At 47.2% G+C, this 16,251-nt stretch carries 10 protein-coding genes; 5 read left to right on the top strand and 5 right to left on the bottom strand.

What is annotated here, in order from left to right:
• Positions 1-103 precede the first annotated feature (103 nt).
• The 3 genes from pcrB (at position 104) to ligA (ending at position 5,290) form a co-directional block, all read left to right on the top strand.
• Positions 104-802: a heptaprenylglyceryl phosphate synthase gene (gene pcrB / locus ACFQZR_RS00430; RefSeq protein WP_483874906.1), complete on the top strand. Its 699-nt coding sequence runs from the start codon at positions 104-106 to the stop codon at positions 800-802.
• 24 nt (positions 803-826) lie between these two features.
• Positions 827-3,187, top strand: coding sequence for a DNA helicase PcrA (pcrA, locus tag ACFQZR_RS00425; protein WP_379341787.1), 2,361 nt, complete (start codon positions 827-829; stop codon positions 3,185-3,187).
• A gap of 108 nt (positions 3,188-3,295) precedes the next feature.
• Positions 3,296-5,290 (top strand): NAD-dependent DNA ligase LigA, encoded by a 1,995-nt coding sequence (gene ligA, locus ACFQZR_RS00420; protein ID WP_379342018.1) that lies wholly within the window; start codon positions 3,296-3,298, stop codon positions 5,288-5,290.
• Positions 5,291-5,420: 130 nt separating this feature from the next.
• Here ligA and ACFQZR_RS00415 read toward each other — a convergent pair whose 3' ends face one another.
• The 5 genes from ACFQZR_RS00415 to ACFQZR_RS00395 all read right to left on the bottom strand — a co-directional run bounded on the left by ACFQZR_RS00415 (position 5,421) and on the right by ACFQZR_RS00395 (position 12,463).
• Positions 5,421-7,166 carry an alpha-glycosidase gene (locus ACFQZR_RS00415; protein WP_379341785.1) on the bottom strand — a complete coding sequence of 582 codons (1,746 nt, stop codon included), beginning with the start codon at positions 7,164-7,166 and terminating at the stop codon, positions 5,421-5,423.
• Positions 7,167-7,259: 93 nt separating this feature from the next.
• Positions 7,260-8,921, bottom strand: coding sequence for an alpha-amylase family glycosyl hydrolase (locus ACFQZR_RS00410; RefSeq protein ID WP_379342016.1), 1,662 nt, complete (start codon positions 8,919-8,921; stop codon positions 7,260-7,262).
• A complete protein-coding gene (locus ACFQZR_RS00405) occupies positions 8,921-9,769 on the bottom strand; it encodes a sugar ABC transporter permease (RefSeq protein ID WP_379341783.1) in 849 nt (282 codons plus the stop codon). Before ACFQZR_RS00405 ends, ACFQZR_RS00410 begins: the two co-directional genes overlap by 1 nt.
• On the bottom strand, positions 9,766-11,079 hold the full coding sequence (locus ACFQZR_RS00400) for a carbohydrate ABC transporter permease (RefSeq protein WP_379341780.1): 1,314 nt from the start codon (positions 11,077-11,079) through the stop codon (positions 9,766-9,768). The genes ACFQZR_RS00405 and ACFQZR_RS00400 overlap by 4 nt, the downstream gene beginning before the upstream one ends.
• Before the next feature lie 88 nt (positions 11,080-11,167).
• Positions 11,168-12,463 (bottom strand): sugar ABC transporter substrate-binding protein, encoded by a 1,296-nt coding sequence (locus ACFQZR_RS00395; protein WP_379341778.1) that lies wholly within the window; start codon positions 12,461-12,463, stop codon positions 11,168-11,170.
• A 371-nt stretch (positions 12,464-12,834) separates the two neighbouring features.
• Between ACFQZR_RS00395 and ACFQZR_RS00390 the strand changes: the two genes are divergently transcribed.
• Both ACFQZR_RS00390 and ACFQZR_RS00385 read left to right on the top strand, forming a co-directional pair.
• The gene (locus ACFQZR_RS00390; RefSeq protein WP_379341776.1) at positions 12,835-13,866 is read left to right on the top strand and encodes a LacI family DNA-binding transcriptional regulator; all 1,032 of its coding nucleotides are present in this window, start codon (positions 12,835-12,837) and stop codon (positions 13,864-13,866) included.
• Between the two features lie 5 nt (positions 13,867-13,871).
• On the top strand, positions 13,872-15,833 hold the full coding sequence (locus ACFQZR_RS00385) for a glycoside hydrolase family 15 protein (RefSeq protein ID WP_379341774.1): 1,962 nt from the start codon (positions 13,872-13,874) through the stop codon (positions 15,831-15,833).
• The last annotated feature ends 418 nt before the right edge of the window (positions 15,834-16,251 follow it).

The following is a 16,251-nucleotide window of genomic DNA, read 5'->3' as shown; positions in this document are numbered from 1 at the left end:
TGAATAACTTTATGTAATAGTCCCCAGTAAATTGACACCACCCCCTATGTCCTTTAGACTTATTCTGTTAAGCTATTTTCATAAAATAGATGGAGGAACTCCCGTGGAACAACGATTCATGCCGTGGAGGCACATGTTTAAATTGGATCCAGATCGAAGCATTAGTGATGAAGCGCTGGACAAGATCTGCATGTCTGGAACAGACGCGATTCTGGTAGGAGGCTCGTCCGGTGTGACGTTCGATAATACGGTAGATTTACTCTCGCGAATCCGGCAATACGAGGTCCCTTGCGTACTCGAAGTATCCAATCCGGATGCGGCGGTGCCGGGGTTCGACCATTATTTAATACCGATGGTACTCAACACGAGCAACCCCGATTGGTTGATCGGACATCAGCAGCGTGCCGTGCGTGAGTTCGGCAGCATGCTGCCGTGGGAGATTGTTTTCGCTGAAGGATATATTGTCTTGAATGGCGATGCGACGGCTGCCAAAGTATCGGAGGCCAATGCGAATCTAGCAACATCCGACGTTATCGCCTATGCGCAAGTGGCTGATCGCTTGATGCGGTTGCCTTTCATTTATATCGAATATAGCGGCATGTTCGGCGATATGGAGCTCGTTCGAAGCGTACGACAGAAGCTTCATCAAGCACAACTTATTTATGGCGGTGGGATTACGAATCTCGATCAAGCCCGTCAGGCGGCAGCATCCGCTGATACCATTGTTGTTGGCAATATTTTATATGATCAATTGGAACAAGCCTTGCTTACTGTGCAAGCGGTAAGAGAGATACAGGAATAGAAGATAGGGAGGGAGCATGTACTTATGCATGAATCCATGAATATATATGATGCGGTTGCCCGCCTGAATCCAGAGCAGCGCAAAGCCGTTGAAGCAACCGAAGGCCCACTCCTCATTATGGCCGGCGCAGGGAGTGGTAAGACACGTGTGCTAACGCACCGAATCGCATACTTAATTGCTACGCGTAAAGCGCCACCTTGGGCAATTCTAGCGATTACCTTTACGAACAAAGCAGCGCGGGAGATGCAGGAACGGGTATCGAAGCTCGTGGGTCCCGATGGGCGCGACATCTGGGTATCGACGTTCCACTCGATGTGTGTTCGTATTTTGCGCAAAGATATTGAACGGATCGGCTTCACCTCGAATTTCTCCATCTTGGATTCGACGGACCAGCTATCGGTCATTCGCAATTGCATGAAGGAATTGAATGTCGACACGAAGAAATTCGAGCCGAAGGCCGTTCAAGCGATGATGAGTACTGCGAAGAATGAGCTGATCACACCGCAGCAGTATGAGCAGAAGATCGGCGATTATTTCGAAGGCATCGTTGCCAAAGTATACACCATGTATCAGAAAAGACTCCGTACGAACAACGCGCTAGACTTCGACGATCTGATCATGACGACCATTCAATTGTTCAAAGAAGTTCCAGAAGTACTAGATTTCTATCAGAAAAAATTCAAATATATTCACGTTGATGAGTATCAGGATACGAACCGTGCACAGTATATGCTCTGTAAAATGTTCGCGGATGCGCATCATAATATTTGCGTCGTCGGGGATAGTGACCAGTCGATCTATCGTTGGCGCGGGGCGGACATTTCGAATATCTTGAACTTTGAAGAAGATTATCCGAATGCCCAGTCCATTCTTCTCGAACAGAATTACCGTTCTACAGCGAACATTTTGAACGCGGCGAATGAAGTCATCGGCAACAATACGGGCCGCAAGCCGAAGAAGCTCTGGACCAGTCAAGGCGAAGGCGCGAAGATCACGCATTACCAAGCGGATTCCGAGCATGACGAAGGCTATTTTATTACACGTGAAATTAAGAAGAACTATGATCAAGGCCAACAATATCAGAACCATGCGATTCTCTATCGGACCAATGCGCAGTCCCGGGTTATCGAGGAAATTCTTATTAAATCCGATATTCCGTATCAAATCGTCGGCGGCACAAAGTTCTACGATCGCAAAGAGATCAAGGACATTCTCGCCTACCTGCGACTTATTTCGAACCCGAGCGATGATATCAGCTTGAATCGGATCATTAACGTTCCGAAGCGGGGGATCGGGGATACGACGCTGGCGAAGCTTGATGTGGCTGCTGCATCACGGGACATGTCCATCTATGACACGATCGATAACATGGATGATGTCGATATTGCGGTACGTACCAAGGGTACATTACGGGATTTCCGTACGATGATCGAACAGTTAAATCGCATGCAAGAGTTCCTTTCTGTGACCGAGTTAACAGAGAAAGTGCTCGAAATGACCGAGTACAAGCTGGAACTGCAGCGTGAGAACACCCTAGAATCTCGGGCACGTATGGAAAATATCGACGAGTTCCTGTCTGTAACGCAAGAATTCGAGAAGAATAATGAAGATAAGTCCCTGGTCGCCTTTCTAACCGACTTGGCGCTTATTGCAGATATTGATTCACTCGGTGATGATGAAGAGGAAGAAGTCAAGGATGCTGTCGTCCTCATGACGATGCACAGTGCCAAAGGCTTGGAGTTCCCAACGGTCTTTATTATCGGACTTGAGGAAGGGGTATTCCCGCATAGCCGTGCATTTAGTGATAACGAGGAGCTGGAAGAGGAACGCCGTCTTGCTTATGTAGGGATCACACGCGCAGAGAAGCAGCTCTTTTTAACCAGCGCGCGAATGCGTACACTATTTGGACGTACAACGAGCAATGCACCATCCCGTTTCTTGAATGAAATCCCAGACGAACTCAAAGAATCGAATGCTTCCTCCTCATCGAGAGATCGATTTGGTCGAGATGTATCTACCTTCGGATCAGGATTGGGAAGCCGAGGCGGAAGTGGGTTCGGAAATCGGTCCGGGCTAGGCGGCAGCGGAGCGAGTGCAGGCGGATTTGGTCAACGCAGCGGCGGTGTCACAAGCACGAGCGGACGCGTGACGGTCACTTCCTCCATGGATGCTGCGAAGGCGACGGCAAGTGCTGCATCAGGTGGAGCAGGCGGCGGAGCGCAGAGCTTCCAGACGGGTGATAAAGTCGCGCATGGCAAATGGGGAACAGGTGTCATCGTGGCGATCAAAGGAACAGGGAATGATATGGAGCTGCAGATTGCGTTCCCGGCACCGGTAGGCGTGAAGCGTCTACTTGCAGGGTTTGCTCCAATTACGAAAGTATAAACATGTTAGTTACGTAGAAAGGTGGAAGATGCGAGCGTGGTGGATCGTACAGGGATGAATGAAGTTCAAGGGAGTACAGGAGCACTCAGTCAGGAGACGACAGCGCGGATGTCGGAGTTAATTACGCAGCTGAGCCGATACAACTATGAGTACTATACATTAGACCAGCCTACCGTGAGCGACAAGAAATACGATGCGCTATATGATCAGCTTGTTGCGATGGAGCGGGAGACAGGTGTGATTTTCCCAGAATCCCCAACACAGCGCGTAGGTGGAGAACTCCTCAAAGGGTTCTCGGAGCATCGCCATCTGGCAAGACTGTGGAGTCTCGACAAAGCGCAGAATGTCGAAGATGTTCGCACGTGGAATGCGCGGGTCATGAAGCTTGTGAACGATTATAATACAAAAAATCCTGACACTCCACTGCCTGAGCCTTCTTATGTGCTGGAGCTGAAGTTTGACGGTCTTACCTTGAACCTGACCTATACGGACGGTAAGCTCGTGCAAGCCTCCACACGTGGGAATGGGGAAGTCGGTGAGGGCATTCTTGCACAAGTGAAGACCATTCGCTCCGTGCCGCTCACTATTCCTTATCGAGACGGAACTATTGAAGTTCAGGGCGAAGGCATCATGAATTTATCTGTGCTTCACAAGTATAACGAGACCGCGGCAGAGCCGCTCAAGAACGCACGTAATGCAGCAGCAGGTGCACTCAGGAACTTGAATCCGAAGACGACAGCTGAACGCAAACTGAACGCCTTCTTCTATAATGTGGGCTACTCCGATGCGATTCAGTTCTACAATCATCAAGAGATGGTCGGATTCTTGCATGAGAATCACTTCAAAGTTAATCCTTACGTCACCTATTTCGACACGATCGAGGGGACGATTGAGGAGCTTGCCAATATTGTGGAGCAGCGTGAGCAACTGGACTATCTGATTGATGGAGCGGTTATTAAGCTTACAGATATGCGTACGCGCGAGGTGCTTGGTTATACAGATAAATTCCCGCGTTGGGCGGTTGCCTTCAAGTTCGAGGCGGAAGAGACGACAACCGTGCTAGAGTCGGTATCCTGGGAAGTCGGTCGTACGGGGAAAATAACGCCAGTTGCCCGCGTTGAGGCGGTGGAACTCGCTGGGGTAACGGTGCAGAATTGTACGCTAAATAATATTGGTGACATTGAGCGCAAGAACCTCAAGTACGCACTCGGATCACGCGTCTTTATCCGACGTTCGAACGATGTCATCCCAGAGATTCTAGGTAAAGCAACAGAGGAGAACGACGGGGAAGAAATCGTCTTCCCAACGACATGTCCTGCATGCGGATCGGAGCTTGAGCAGCGCGGCGCGCATCTATTCTGTAACAATCGACTTGGCTGCAAGCCGCAGCTGATCGGACGGATTACGCACTTCGCATCACGTGATGCGATGGATATCGAGGCATTCAGCGTCATGACAGCGGAACAGCTCTATGACGAGGTCGACGTTCGTGATCCAGCAGATCTCTACAGTCTGACGTTTGATCAATTGATCGGCTTGGATCGGTTTGGCGAGAAGAAAGCGAATAAGCTGCTTGAAGCGTTAGAGAAGAGCAAACAATGTGATCTATCGTCCTTCTTGTTCGCCCTAGGTATTCCGAATACCGGTAAGACGACTACCAAGGCACTTGCCGATCACTTCGGCAGCTTGGATAAGTTGATGGCTGCTACAGCGGAAGAGCTAATCACGCTTCAAGACGTTGGCGCCATCGTTGCAGATAGTATCGTATCCTTCTTCGCGGATCCACGTATGCAAGAGAGCATTCGTAAGATGCTCGAGCTTGGGGTATCGCCAGCTGCAGCGCCGAGCTCTTCGGAACCGAAGCGGGAGACCGTATTTACAGGCAAAACCGTCGTACTAACCGGAACGCTTCCTACCCTCAGCCGTGATGAAGCTGCGAAGAAGCTGGAAGCTGTCGGCGCGAAAGTGACTGGCAGCGTCTCGAAGAAGACCGACTTTGTCATTGCCGGCGAGAGTGCGGGCAGCAAGCTGACGAAGGCGCAGCAGCTCGGCATTCGCATCATCGACAGCGAAGAAGAATTACTGCAATTGCTGGGAGAGTAGAACGTCTAAGTTCTACATCATCATCGCCAGCGATTCATTACCGTAACATTTAAAAGAGCCCTCGGAACATCCAGCGCATCGATCATTCGCATGCCTGGATAACCCCGAGGGCTTTCGTATTTTCGTTACATTACATTATTTTTCTTAACACCATCGCCCCGTATGCAGCAAGTGGGAACTTTAAGCTCTTACCTGTTGACGTGTAACGTACACCTGTCACCTCATCCTGCCATTCTCCTGCAGGCAGCTTGATAGTCATAGAACGGGCACGCTTGTCCACATTCATGAGAATTGCGAATGTAGAATCTGCATCCTGACGTTCATAAGCAATGCGCGAATCGCCTTCCTTCGCATAGAGGAAGCGGAAATCTCCGCTGCGGAGTGCGCTATATTGGTGGCGCAGCGCAATTGTCTGCTGATAGAAGCTAAGTAAGTCCATATCGTATTCTGCTTCATCCCAAGGCATACATTTCCGGCAATTCGGATCATGGGAGCCCGTCAAGCCAATCTCGTCGCCATAATAGATACACGGCGTACCGAGGAACGTAAGCTGGAAGAGGGCAGCGAGCTTCATTTTCCGAACATCGCCCTTACATAATGTTAATAAGCGTTCCGTGTCATGGCTGTCGAGCAAGTTGAATGTAACTTCATTCGCTTGATGCGGGTAACGGAACAACTGCCCGTACATTTTGCCGGCGAACTGTGCTCCGTCCGTGCTCTCGTTCACGAAGAAGTCGAGTACAGCGCCCGTGAACGGATAGTTCATCAGCGCATCGAATTGGTCGCCTTGCAGCCACATCATGCCTTCGTGGAACAATTCACCTAAAATATAAGCTTCAGGATTAACGCTCTTAACAACCTTACGGAATTCACGCCAGAAGGCATGGTCAACCTCATTGGCTACATCAAGGCGCCAGCCATCAATACCAACTTCGTCAATCCAGTATTTTGCGACATCGAGCAAATACTTCTTCACTTCCGGGTGCTCTGTGTTGAGCTTCGGCATTTTCGGTTCGAAAGCGAACGTCTCATACGTCGGGACGCCTTCCACAACCGTTAATGGATATTCCCGTACGTAGAACCAGTCTGCATAAGGGGAATCAGCCCCTTTTTCCACTACGTCAAGGAATGGAGCGAAAGTTCGTCCGCTGTGGTTAAATACCGCATCGAGCAATACGCGAATCCCGCGAGCATGGCATTGCTGCACCAATTCCTTCAGTGTCTCATTCGTACCGAAGTGCGGATCCACCTTCATGTAATCCTGTGTATCATACTTATGGTTCGTCGTTGCTTCAAAGACCGGCGTGAAGTAGATCGCATTCACACCTAGCTTTTGAATATATTCCAGATGATCGATGACACCTTGCAGATCCCCACCGAAGAAATTACTTGGTGTCGGTTTACCGCCCCAAGGCTCCACACCTTCAGGATCATTGGAAGGATCACCGTTCGCGAACCGTTCCGGGAAGATTTGATAGAAGACCGCATCCTTCACCCAGGCAGGGGGAGCGAACACATCCACCGGATTCAAGAAAGGAAATTCGAAGTTGCCCAAATGGCCTGTTGGAGTTTGCGTGCCAAGTGAACGTTCTGTCAGCCAGATTATTTCTTTTCCTTGATGCAACTTGAAGCCATAGCTGAGGCGGCGATATTTCGGCTGCACTTCGGCCTGCCAGTAATCGAATAATTCATCGTGTCCTACAATACGCATGTCCTTCGTCATCATTTGATCCCAAGGCAAATATTTGTCACCATAGACGACTTCAGCGCGTTCCACATCATTTCGTTTGGTGCGAATACGTAAATGGATTGTTGTCTCATCGTATGCGTACGCCCAGTTCTGTTTGGGACGGTGGTAAATCGCTTCGAGTAACATGAATAGATCAATCTCCTTTATCAATTCATCTTATATAACGCAAATAAGCTGTCGCGCCGATTTTGTTCGGCGCGAAGCTTACTTCACCAACAATTATTTCAGTATAACGGTACTATACGGTGGCAGTTCAAGCGAAGTACCCTCCAACACGGCGCCTTCTTTGCTTTTCAGAGCCAACGTCTTATAGACATCATCTTGCAGCACGACCTTCTGAACCTCTTTGGATAGATTATGAACGACGAGCACTTTAGCCTGTGTAGTCAAACGTTGATATGCAAGAACACTCGCATTTTCGAATTTGTAGGAAGCAATTCCGCCATCATGAAGTGCAGGTTCAGCGTTCCGCCACTGAATCAGCTTTTTATAGTGATTGTACAATGACGCGTTATCCTTCTCTTGCTCAGCAACGCCTTGCTTCATCTCTTTATTATAGACGAGAGGCTCCCACGAGGTCTGTCCCTTTGTACCACCCGCAGTCGCAGCGGACCACACCATCGGTTCTCGAATTTGCTCATCCGGTTTCATTCCGAGCATGCCGATTTCTTCGCCATAATAGAGGAACGGATTGCCTGGCAGCGTGAGTAGGATCGAGGCTGCCATCTTGGCATGATCCGGATTGCCCTTTACTTCAGACATCGTTCGATTCATATCATGGTTCGTTAAGAATGGTGCATCGACGAATTTTCCATCAGAGTTTTTGGCATAGAAGCCATAAATTCGTTCCAGGTTAAAAGCAATATCCGTCGCTTTCTCCGAGTTTACTGTGGATAGAATCGTCTTCGACAGATCGAAGTTGAAGCAAGAGTCTAATGCTTGCGCTAGGAAAGGACCAATCTTCGCAGTGGAATCCCATACTTCACCCACAAGATAGGCTCCAGGATGAACTTCCTCGATTCCTTTACGGAATTCTTGCCACCACGTTTGATTCTTCTCCTTTGTCGCAGGAAGATTTCCTTGCGATTTGAAATCTTCATAGATATGCTTCGCAGCATCGAGGCGGAAGCCATCCACGCCTTGCTTCAGCCAGAATTGCCCGACTTTAATCATCTCTTTGCGTACGTCAGCATGATCGAAATTTAAATCCGGCATCCCTTCCCAGAAGATTCCGAGATAGTGATCGTCCCCAGACTTATGCCAAGGCTGCGCACCGGTTGCTCCATCCGAGGCCAACGTCTGATCGGGTTTTGACCAGGTGTACCAATCACGATAGGGGCTGTTCTTGTCAGAGGCGGCAGCTTTGAACCAAGGATGCTCGCTACTCGTATGATTGACAACCAGATCCATAATGACCTTGATACCGCGTTTATGCGCTTCATCTAACAATTTTTTGAAATCATCCATCGTGCCATACTGCGATTGAATGCCGTAATAATCAGTTACATCATAGCCATGATAGCTAGGGGAGGGGTTGATCGGCATCAACCAGATGCCGCCAATCCCGAGGTCTTTCAAGTAATCCAGCTTGGCTGTCACACCATTCAGATCCCCGATCCCATCCCCATTCGTATCATAGAAGCTTCGAACGAAAATCTCATAATAGACCGTTGAAGGCTGCTCATCGATATCGGCAGCAGCTGTCTGCACGGAAGTTGTCTTAACCGTTGCAGCTTCTTTTCCAGCATCCTCAGCAGCTTTTCCCGATCCACTATCACTCGTACAACCTGACGCAACCACCAACATGAGGATGAATACAGCCATACCACTTCGAATCCACCATCTCGACCGAATCAATCGATGTTTTTTCACTGGATTCATCATCCTTTACTTGCCCCTGATGTTAAGCCTTCCACCAAGAAGCGCTGCGTAAATGCGAATAGAATTGTGATCGGTACAGCGACCAGAACGGCCCCGGCAGCGAAGAGCGTAAATGCCGTACTCGAGTAAGAATCGACGAGGTTGAATAAACCAACTGCAAGTGTCCATTGATCACGGGAACGTAGAATCAACCCTGCGAAAATAAAGTCCATCCAAGCCCCTGTGAATGTCATCAAGGAAATATACGTAATGATCGGTTTCGATAGTGGCAGAATGATCTTCATAAATACTTGCCAGTGATTCGCACCGTCAATGGTAGCAGCTTCTTCCAAGCTTCTCGGGATCGTATCGAAGAATCCTTTTGCAACGAATAGTCCAAGAGCGGCTCCTGCAGAATACACAATGATTAGAGCCCAAGGTGTATCGAGCAAGTTCAGCTGTACGAGGAATATATAAATCGCCATCATACTCATAAATCCAGGGAACATCCCTAGGACGAGCACGGTGGATAAGAGCGTCTTGCGCCCCTTGAACCGAAATCTAGACACGGCATAAGCCGTTAAGAGTTGAATTAATGTACCGATAATCATACTCATTGTAGCGATTTTAAGCGTGTTCCAATACCATTTCACATAAGGAACCTGCTTGCCCGCGATATTCTCGGGATGGAACAAATCCGAATAATGCTTCAGCGTGAATTGCTTTGGAAAGAATGTATCACTGAATAGCGAATCGCCCGCTCTGAACGAGGACATGATCGTCCACAATGCCGGATAGACGGAGGCAATCCCGATCAGGATTAACAATAGATAACTGAAAAATAAGCGTACCGATCGTTTCGTTTTCATTGGATCATATCCTCCTCTCGGTATGATCTTGTTCTTGTATAACTGAAGATAGACACCGATGCAATGATCAAGAAGATCAGAATACCTACGGCGGATGCAACATTGTATTTATTGTTTTCGAGCGTAAGCTTGTAAAGCCAAGTTACGAGTAGGTCGGTTTTCCCCGCCATATTGTAATCGATGGATGACGGTCCGCCCTTGGTTAACAAGAAAATAACATTAAAGTTATTAATATTGCCGGCGAACTGCGTGATCAGAATCGGAGCCGTTGAGAAGAGAACGAACGGCATCGTAATGTTACGGAATTTAATCCATGGTGTGGCACCGTCCACTTCGGCAGCTTCATAGAGATCTTTTGGAATGGAAGTTAGAATCCCCATAACAAGAACCATCGTGACGGGAATCCCGATCCACATATTAACGACAATGACGGATACTTTGGCCCAGAACGGATCACTTAGCCATGGAAGTCCATCAAGTCCGAGGAAACGGAAATATTGGTTAATCGGTCCGAATTTATCATTTAACATGTTGCGCATGACGAGCAGCGAGACGAATTGTGGAATGGCATAAGGGATAATGAACAGTGTTCTCCATAATCCTTTGAGCTTAATGCCTTGTTGGTTAATGAGCAGTGCAACCAGAATTCCGCCAAAATAACACGTCACTGTCGCCAAGACGGCCCAGATAATTGTCCAAGTTAGTACGCCGAAGAACGTATCGCTCCAGACGTTTAAAGTGAATAAGTCTTTGAAGGTCTGTAGACCGACCCAATCCACTAAGTTTTTAGGCGGGAGATGTTCAGGTGCAGAATAGTTGGTGAAAGCCATGAAAATCATAAACAAAATTGGCATAATGGTAAAGAAAAGGACGCCAACAATTGGAATGGCTAAGATCAACCATGGGAAATTGTTATGCACACCATGTCTGATCGAATCGATAAATGTTTTGGTTGGGAGCCCTTGCTCTCGCAAGCGTCCATTCGCAACCGCATCACGGACATTCATAACATAGATGAAGACGTAGAGTAGAACCACCATCATGGATAGTAGCCCATAAATCATCATGAAGATCGAATGATCTCCAGGTACGTTTTTATAAATTTTACCGACTTTAACGAGATGTTGACCTTGATCGCCAAGGGTGAAGAAGCCGACAATATGGTTGCTTAGTACGGTTGTAATTAAGGTAATGCCAGTGATATGAGCGAGTAAGAATAACACGCCCTTGGTCCATTGACGATTATACAGCTGTCCCAATCCCATACTGAGAACAGATAACCAACCAGCTGTTCTAGCATATCGATTCAATGTGATCAATCCCTTCCATGAGCAGTGTCACCCGCCGATGGACGGCGGGTGATGAGTTAGACCGATATGAGTGTGTCAAGCTAAGCAATTATTTGCTGGATGCGATACTGTCTTGCATTTTCTTAACCATGTCGTCTAAGGCAACTTTCGGATCTACACCATCGTTCCAGATCGAAGTGAAGGTTGCTTCGTGCACGCTCCAGAAAGCATTCATTTGTTGAATCTTAGGCATTGGTACAGAGTTCTCGAACTGTTTCAAGAATACCGAAGCGAATGGATCGTTTTTGATCTTATCGTTTTCAGCTGCTTTTTTGTTCGATGGCAAGTTGCCGAGTAATTCGAAGTCTTTAATTTGGAATTCTTCCGATGTGATCAAATGAGCGAACAGCTTCGCTGCGTTTGGATATTTCGTGTTTGCATTAACCAAGAATGCTTTAACGCCGGAGAATGGTTTCATTGGGCTGCCGTTTGGAAGTGTTGGGTACTCCATCACGCCAAGGTTCTTAACAGCTTCTTTCAGGGAAATCGTATCCCATGGACCGCTAACGTTCATTGCCAATTTACCTTCGGTGAACAAGCTTTTCTTGATGTCGGATGTGATATCAGCTGTTTTAAGCGGTAGAACGGAATTTTTCAAGGATTGGTAGAACTTCATTGCTTCTACGCCGCCTTCGTTGTTCAGACCGATATCGGATGGATCGGAACCGTCTTTACCAAATACATAAGCGCCATATCCGCCGAGGAATCCGAAGTTCCAGTAACCGTTCCCGTTTTCCCACATGTAAGCATATTTTTGTTTTTTCGGATCATTGAACGTTTTTGCGAACTTGATTACATCGTCCCAAGTTTTTGGTGCCTCAGGAACAAGATCCTTGTTGTAGAATACCGCTGTTGTCTCAACGGAGTTTGGATATCCGTATAGGATGTTATCAATCGTGAGAGCTTCGATCGCTTTATCGCTGTTATTTGCTTTTGTTTCTTCTTCATGATAATCGTTCGGCAAAATAATACCGGATTGCACAGCACTTCCGATGCGGTCATGAACCGCTAAGAATACGTCAGCGCCTACGCCTGCCGGACCGTCTGTTGTCATACGTTCAATCGATTTATCAGGTCCAACCTCTTGGAATTCTACATCGATGCCGTATTTTTCTTTGAATGCTTTAGCTGCTTCGTCGACGAGCGCTTTCTCTGTACCACTGCTCCATACTACTAATTTTGCGCCAGGCTCTGGCAAGAATTCTTCTTCTGTTGTTGCAGCCTCTTCCGTCTTTGTGGTAGGTTGTTGCGTGCTTTCCGTTGTGGACTCCTTCGCTTTCCCGCCGCATGCTGAGATAGCGAGTACCATCGTCAAAGTCAACATGAGAACCAACATTTTTTTCATTGTGAGTACCCCTCCAATTGGTATGATACATATCTAGTTCTTATGAAAAGCGTTTTTGTGCAAACGTTTGTACAAAATGCGAAAAAAAATAGCGGTTTGATCCGTTTGTACGACGCCTGAAAACGCTTTTATATGCCCTATCATACACAACACCTGAAATTTGGTAAACCGTTTGCATAATCGTTTTTGCTTGGAAAATAGGGGGTTAACTTCTTAAATCTTTGATTTCCTTCGATTTTCTAACTCATTTATGAATTAGGAGAGAATGTCATTTTAGCTTGGATGTGAGTTCATTCTGTTTACATGCACGTTAATTTGCGCTAACATTATGCATAGATTAATTCAAACGATTGCACAAAGTGGAGGGCATTATGGCAGTTACTATCAAAGATGTTGCCAAGAAAGCTGGCGTTTCTCCTTCAACTGTATCTCGCGTCTTGTCGAATCATCCCCGAATCAGTAAAGAGACGGCGTTGAAAGTGAAAGGTATTATGAATGAGATGGGCTATCATTCGAATATGATGGCCCGTAGTCTTGTCTCGAATAAAACATATACATTAGGCATGATTCTGCCGCGTCCTGCTGAGGAACTGTTCCAGAATCATTTCTTTGCAGAGAACATACGTGGGATTACAACACAAGCTTCTCGGAATGGGTACGATGTATTGATGACAACGGGTTCTAGCGAGAGTGACGAAATGGAAGCGATTACGCGTTTGGTGAAGGGCCGCAGGGTGGACGGCATCATCTTGCTTCAATCTCGCAAATTCGATCCGATCATTGCCTTCTTGCAAGAGCAGCAGTTTCCGTTTGTACTCATTGGACGGTTTGAAGATGATCCAACGGTGCTCTGTGTCGATAATGATAATATTCAAGCTGCATTTGACGCAACCAGTCATTTAATTGCGCAAGGACATACTCGGATCGGGTTCGTCAGCGGACCGCCGTCATTATCGGTTTCTCAAGATCGTCTTCAAGGCTACAAACATGCGCTAATTGAAAACCAACTGGACATGAAGCCGGAGTGGATCGTCGAAGGGGAATTCCTGCAGGAGAGCGGTTATCGGGCGATGTCATTTTTCATGAGCTTGCCTGAACGTCCAACAGCACTTGTCGTGATTGATGATGTGGTCTCTTTCGGTATTATGCGCGGCCTAACGGAGCTGGGGTACAGTGTACCTGAAGATTTGAATATCATTGGATTTAATAACATCTCGCTTACCGAATTATCGACACCGCCGCTATCAAGTATTGATATCGGTATCTACCAACTGGGTTATATGGCTTCACAACTATTAATTAAGCGAATCCAGGGAGAGACCATAGCCCAAGCGAGAACAATCGTTCCGCATCGACTGATGATTCGCGAATCTTCCCTCTATACGAAATCGAAAAGGAGTTGAATAGGTTGACGACACATTTGGAACGTAAACCTTATCTTGTTGATTCTGTTATTGGAAATTCTAAATTTCTTGCTTCTCTAACTCGGACTGGACGTTTGGTACGCTTATGGTGGCCGAACGTCGGGTTTCCGCAGCACGTGGATATGATCCGCACAGGTATTCGAATGGAGGGTGCGCAGACATCGTGGTTCGATAGCGCTGAGCAAGAGCACGGCTGGCAGCATGAAGCAGCTTATGTACCGCGTACGAACCTATTTCGCGTGAATGCGAAGCACAATCAATGCCCAATCGAGGTGGAAAAGGTCTCATTTGCCGTTCCGGGCCAAGATTTACTCGTATTCCATTATCAATTCACGAACCAAAGTGAGCAGCCAGCAACTTTTCACTTCGTTCATTATACGTCCATGACAGTATCGGAAAGTCCTTATTATCATACGACGCAGTTCGATGTGGAAGCGGATGCGCTCGTTCATTTCAGGCATCGTTATTTTTTTATGGCTTCGAGTGCAAACGTATGCACAAAGTTCCAAGCTGCGAACGCTTGGGATAACGCGAACCATGGAGCTCTTGATGGAAGCCGGATTCAAATGGCGCCGGATGGTGCGATGGAATGGACTTTTACGGATATCGCGCCAGGCGAGACCGTGTCTCTTCCAGTTTATATCACAGCGGGTCACACGTTAGATGAAGCAAAAAGTGTCATGCATCAAGCGAAGGGACGCGCCGTAGAAGCTTGGACAGCAGAAACGGCTCAATATTGGAGCGATTTCCTGAAATCCGCTAAACCTTGCCCGATGGAGGATGAGCGAATTACTGCACTCTACGAGCGATCACTGCTTGCGATGAAGCTGATGACGGACGAAGAGACAGGCAGCATTATCGCTGCACCTGAATTCGATGAGCATTTCGCACAGTGTGGTGGGTATGCCTACTGTTGGGGTAGAGATGCGGCCTTCATTACGACGGCGCTCGACCGTGCGGGATTAACCGATTTATCAGATCGCTTCTACTTATGGACGCTAACTGCACAAGATCCGGATGGTGCATGGCAGCAGCGTCATTATCATGATGGTGCATTGGCGCCTTCTTGGGGCATTCAACTAGATGAAGGGGCATCTATTCTATGGGGGATGTACCAACATTTATTGTTCCTTTCGGAGCAGGAGCAAACACGTTTCCTTCATCAAATATGGCCAGCGGTCGAAGCGGGGGCGAATTTCTTAACGAAGCAAATCGATGCCGAGACTGGACTGCCACGTGCAAGCCGGGATTTGTGGGAAGAGCGGGATGGCCAGCATACGTATTCCGCAGCAGCGGTTTATGCTGGACTTGATGCAGCGGCATCTTTGGCTGAATTAGCAGGAAATGCTGAATTGTCGAACGCTTGGCGTAATGCTGCACAAGGCATTGCCCAGTCCATTACCGACCGCTGTTGGAATGCATCTCAAAGCGTCTTTTACCGCGGGTTGAAGCTTGAGGTAAATGAAGCTGCTTATCGTCAAGCGCAGGAACAAGGAATTCCGACTGCCATTCAGGCGCGTGAAAAAGGTTACCCAGTCTACCAATTGGAGTACGACCCAATCGTCGATGTAAGTTTACTCGGTATCTCCGTTCCATTTGGCGTCGTGTCGGCATCGCATCCCTATGCGGTACAGACTGCGGATACGATTGAACGTGCATTGACATCTCCGAGCGTTGGTGGAATTAAGCGCTATGAGAATGATCAGTATATAGGAGGCAACCCTTGGATTCTTACGACGCTATGGCTTGCGCAATACCGTGTGATGAATGGGCAGAAAGAAGCTGCAATGGAATTGCTGCAATGGGCTGTGGATCATCAGACGGAGATGGGATTACTGCCAGAGCAAGTGGATCGTCATACGGGCGACACGGCTTGGGTTGTTCCCTTGACATGGTCACATGCGATGTTTATTTTGGCGGTACACATGCTCTCTGAGACGGAATAATGATTAATCTCTCTATATATAGAAGATAACAGGAAATAGCATCAAGGATATCACTGAATTTGATTCATGATTCCTTGGTGCTTTTTTATGAGGTATTATAAGGTAAAATATTAATTTTGAAAAAAAGCTTGCATCTTCGTGTCGAATCATGGTATATTACTTCTTGCCGCTTCGGACAATAACTTTTCTGAAGATAATAAGAAAAAAATGTTGACAAGCGTCGAAATAAATGGTATTATGAAATTCCTGTTCGACACAACATGATAACTTACAACATGATAAAGAACAGATAAGTTCCTTGAAAACTAAACAAATGGATCGCTTAAATTTTTAAAAGAGAACATTGTTCTCGTAAGCAAGTCAGTTTCAAAATGAGCAAGTCAAACACTTTATTGGAGAGTTTGATCCTGGCTCAGGA

Origin of the sequence: Paenibacillus sp. GCM10027629, from assembly GCF_042676425.1 — a bacterium.
GTDB lineage: Bacteria > Bacillota > Bacilli > Paenibacillales > Paenibacillaceae > Paenibacillus_K > Paenibacillus_K terrigena.
Note: the sequence above shows the minus strand (reverse complement) of the source record. Positions and strands in the feature narration are given on the sequence as shown.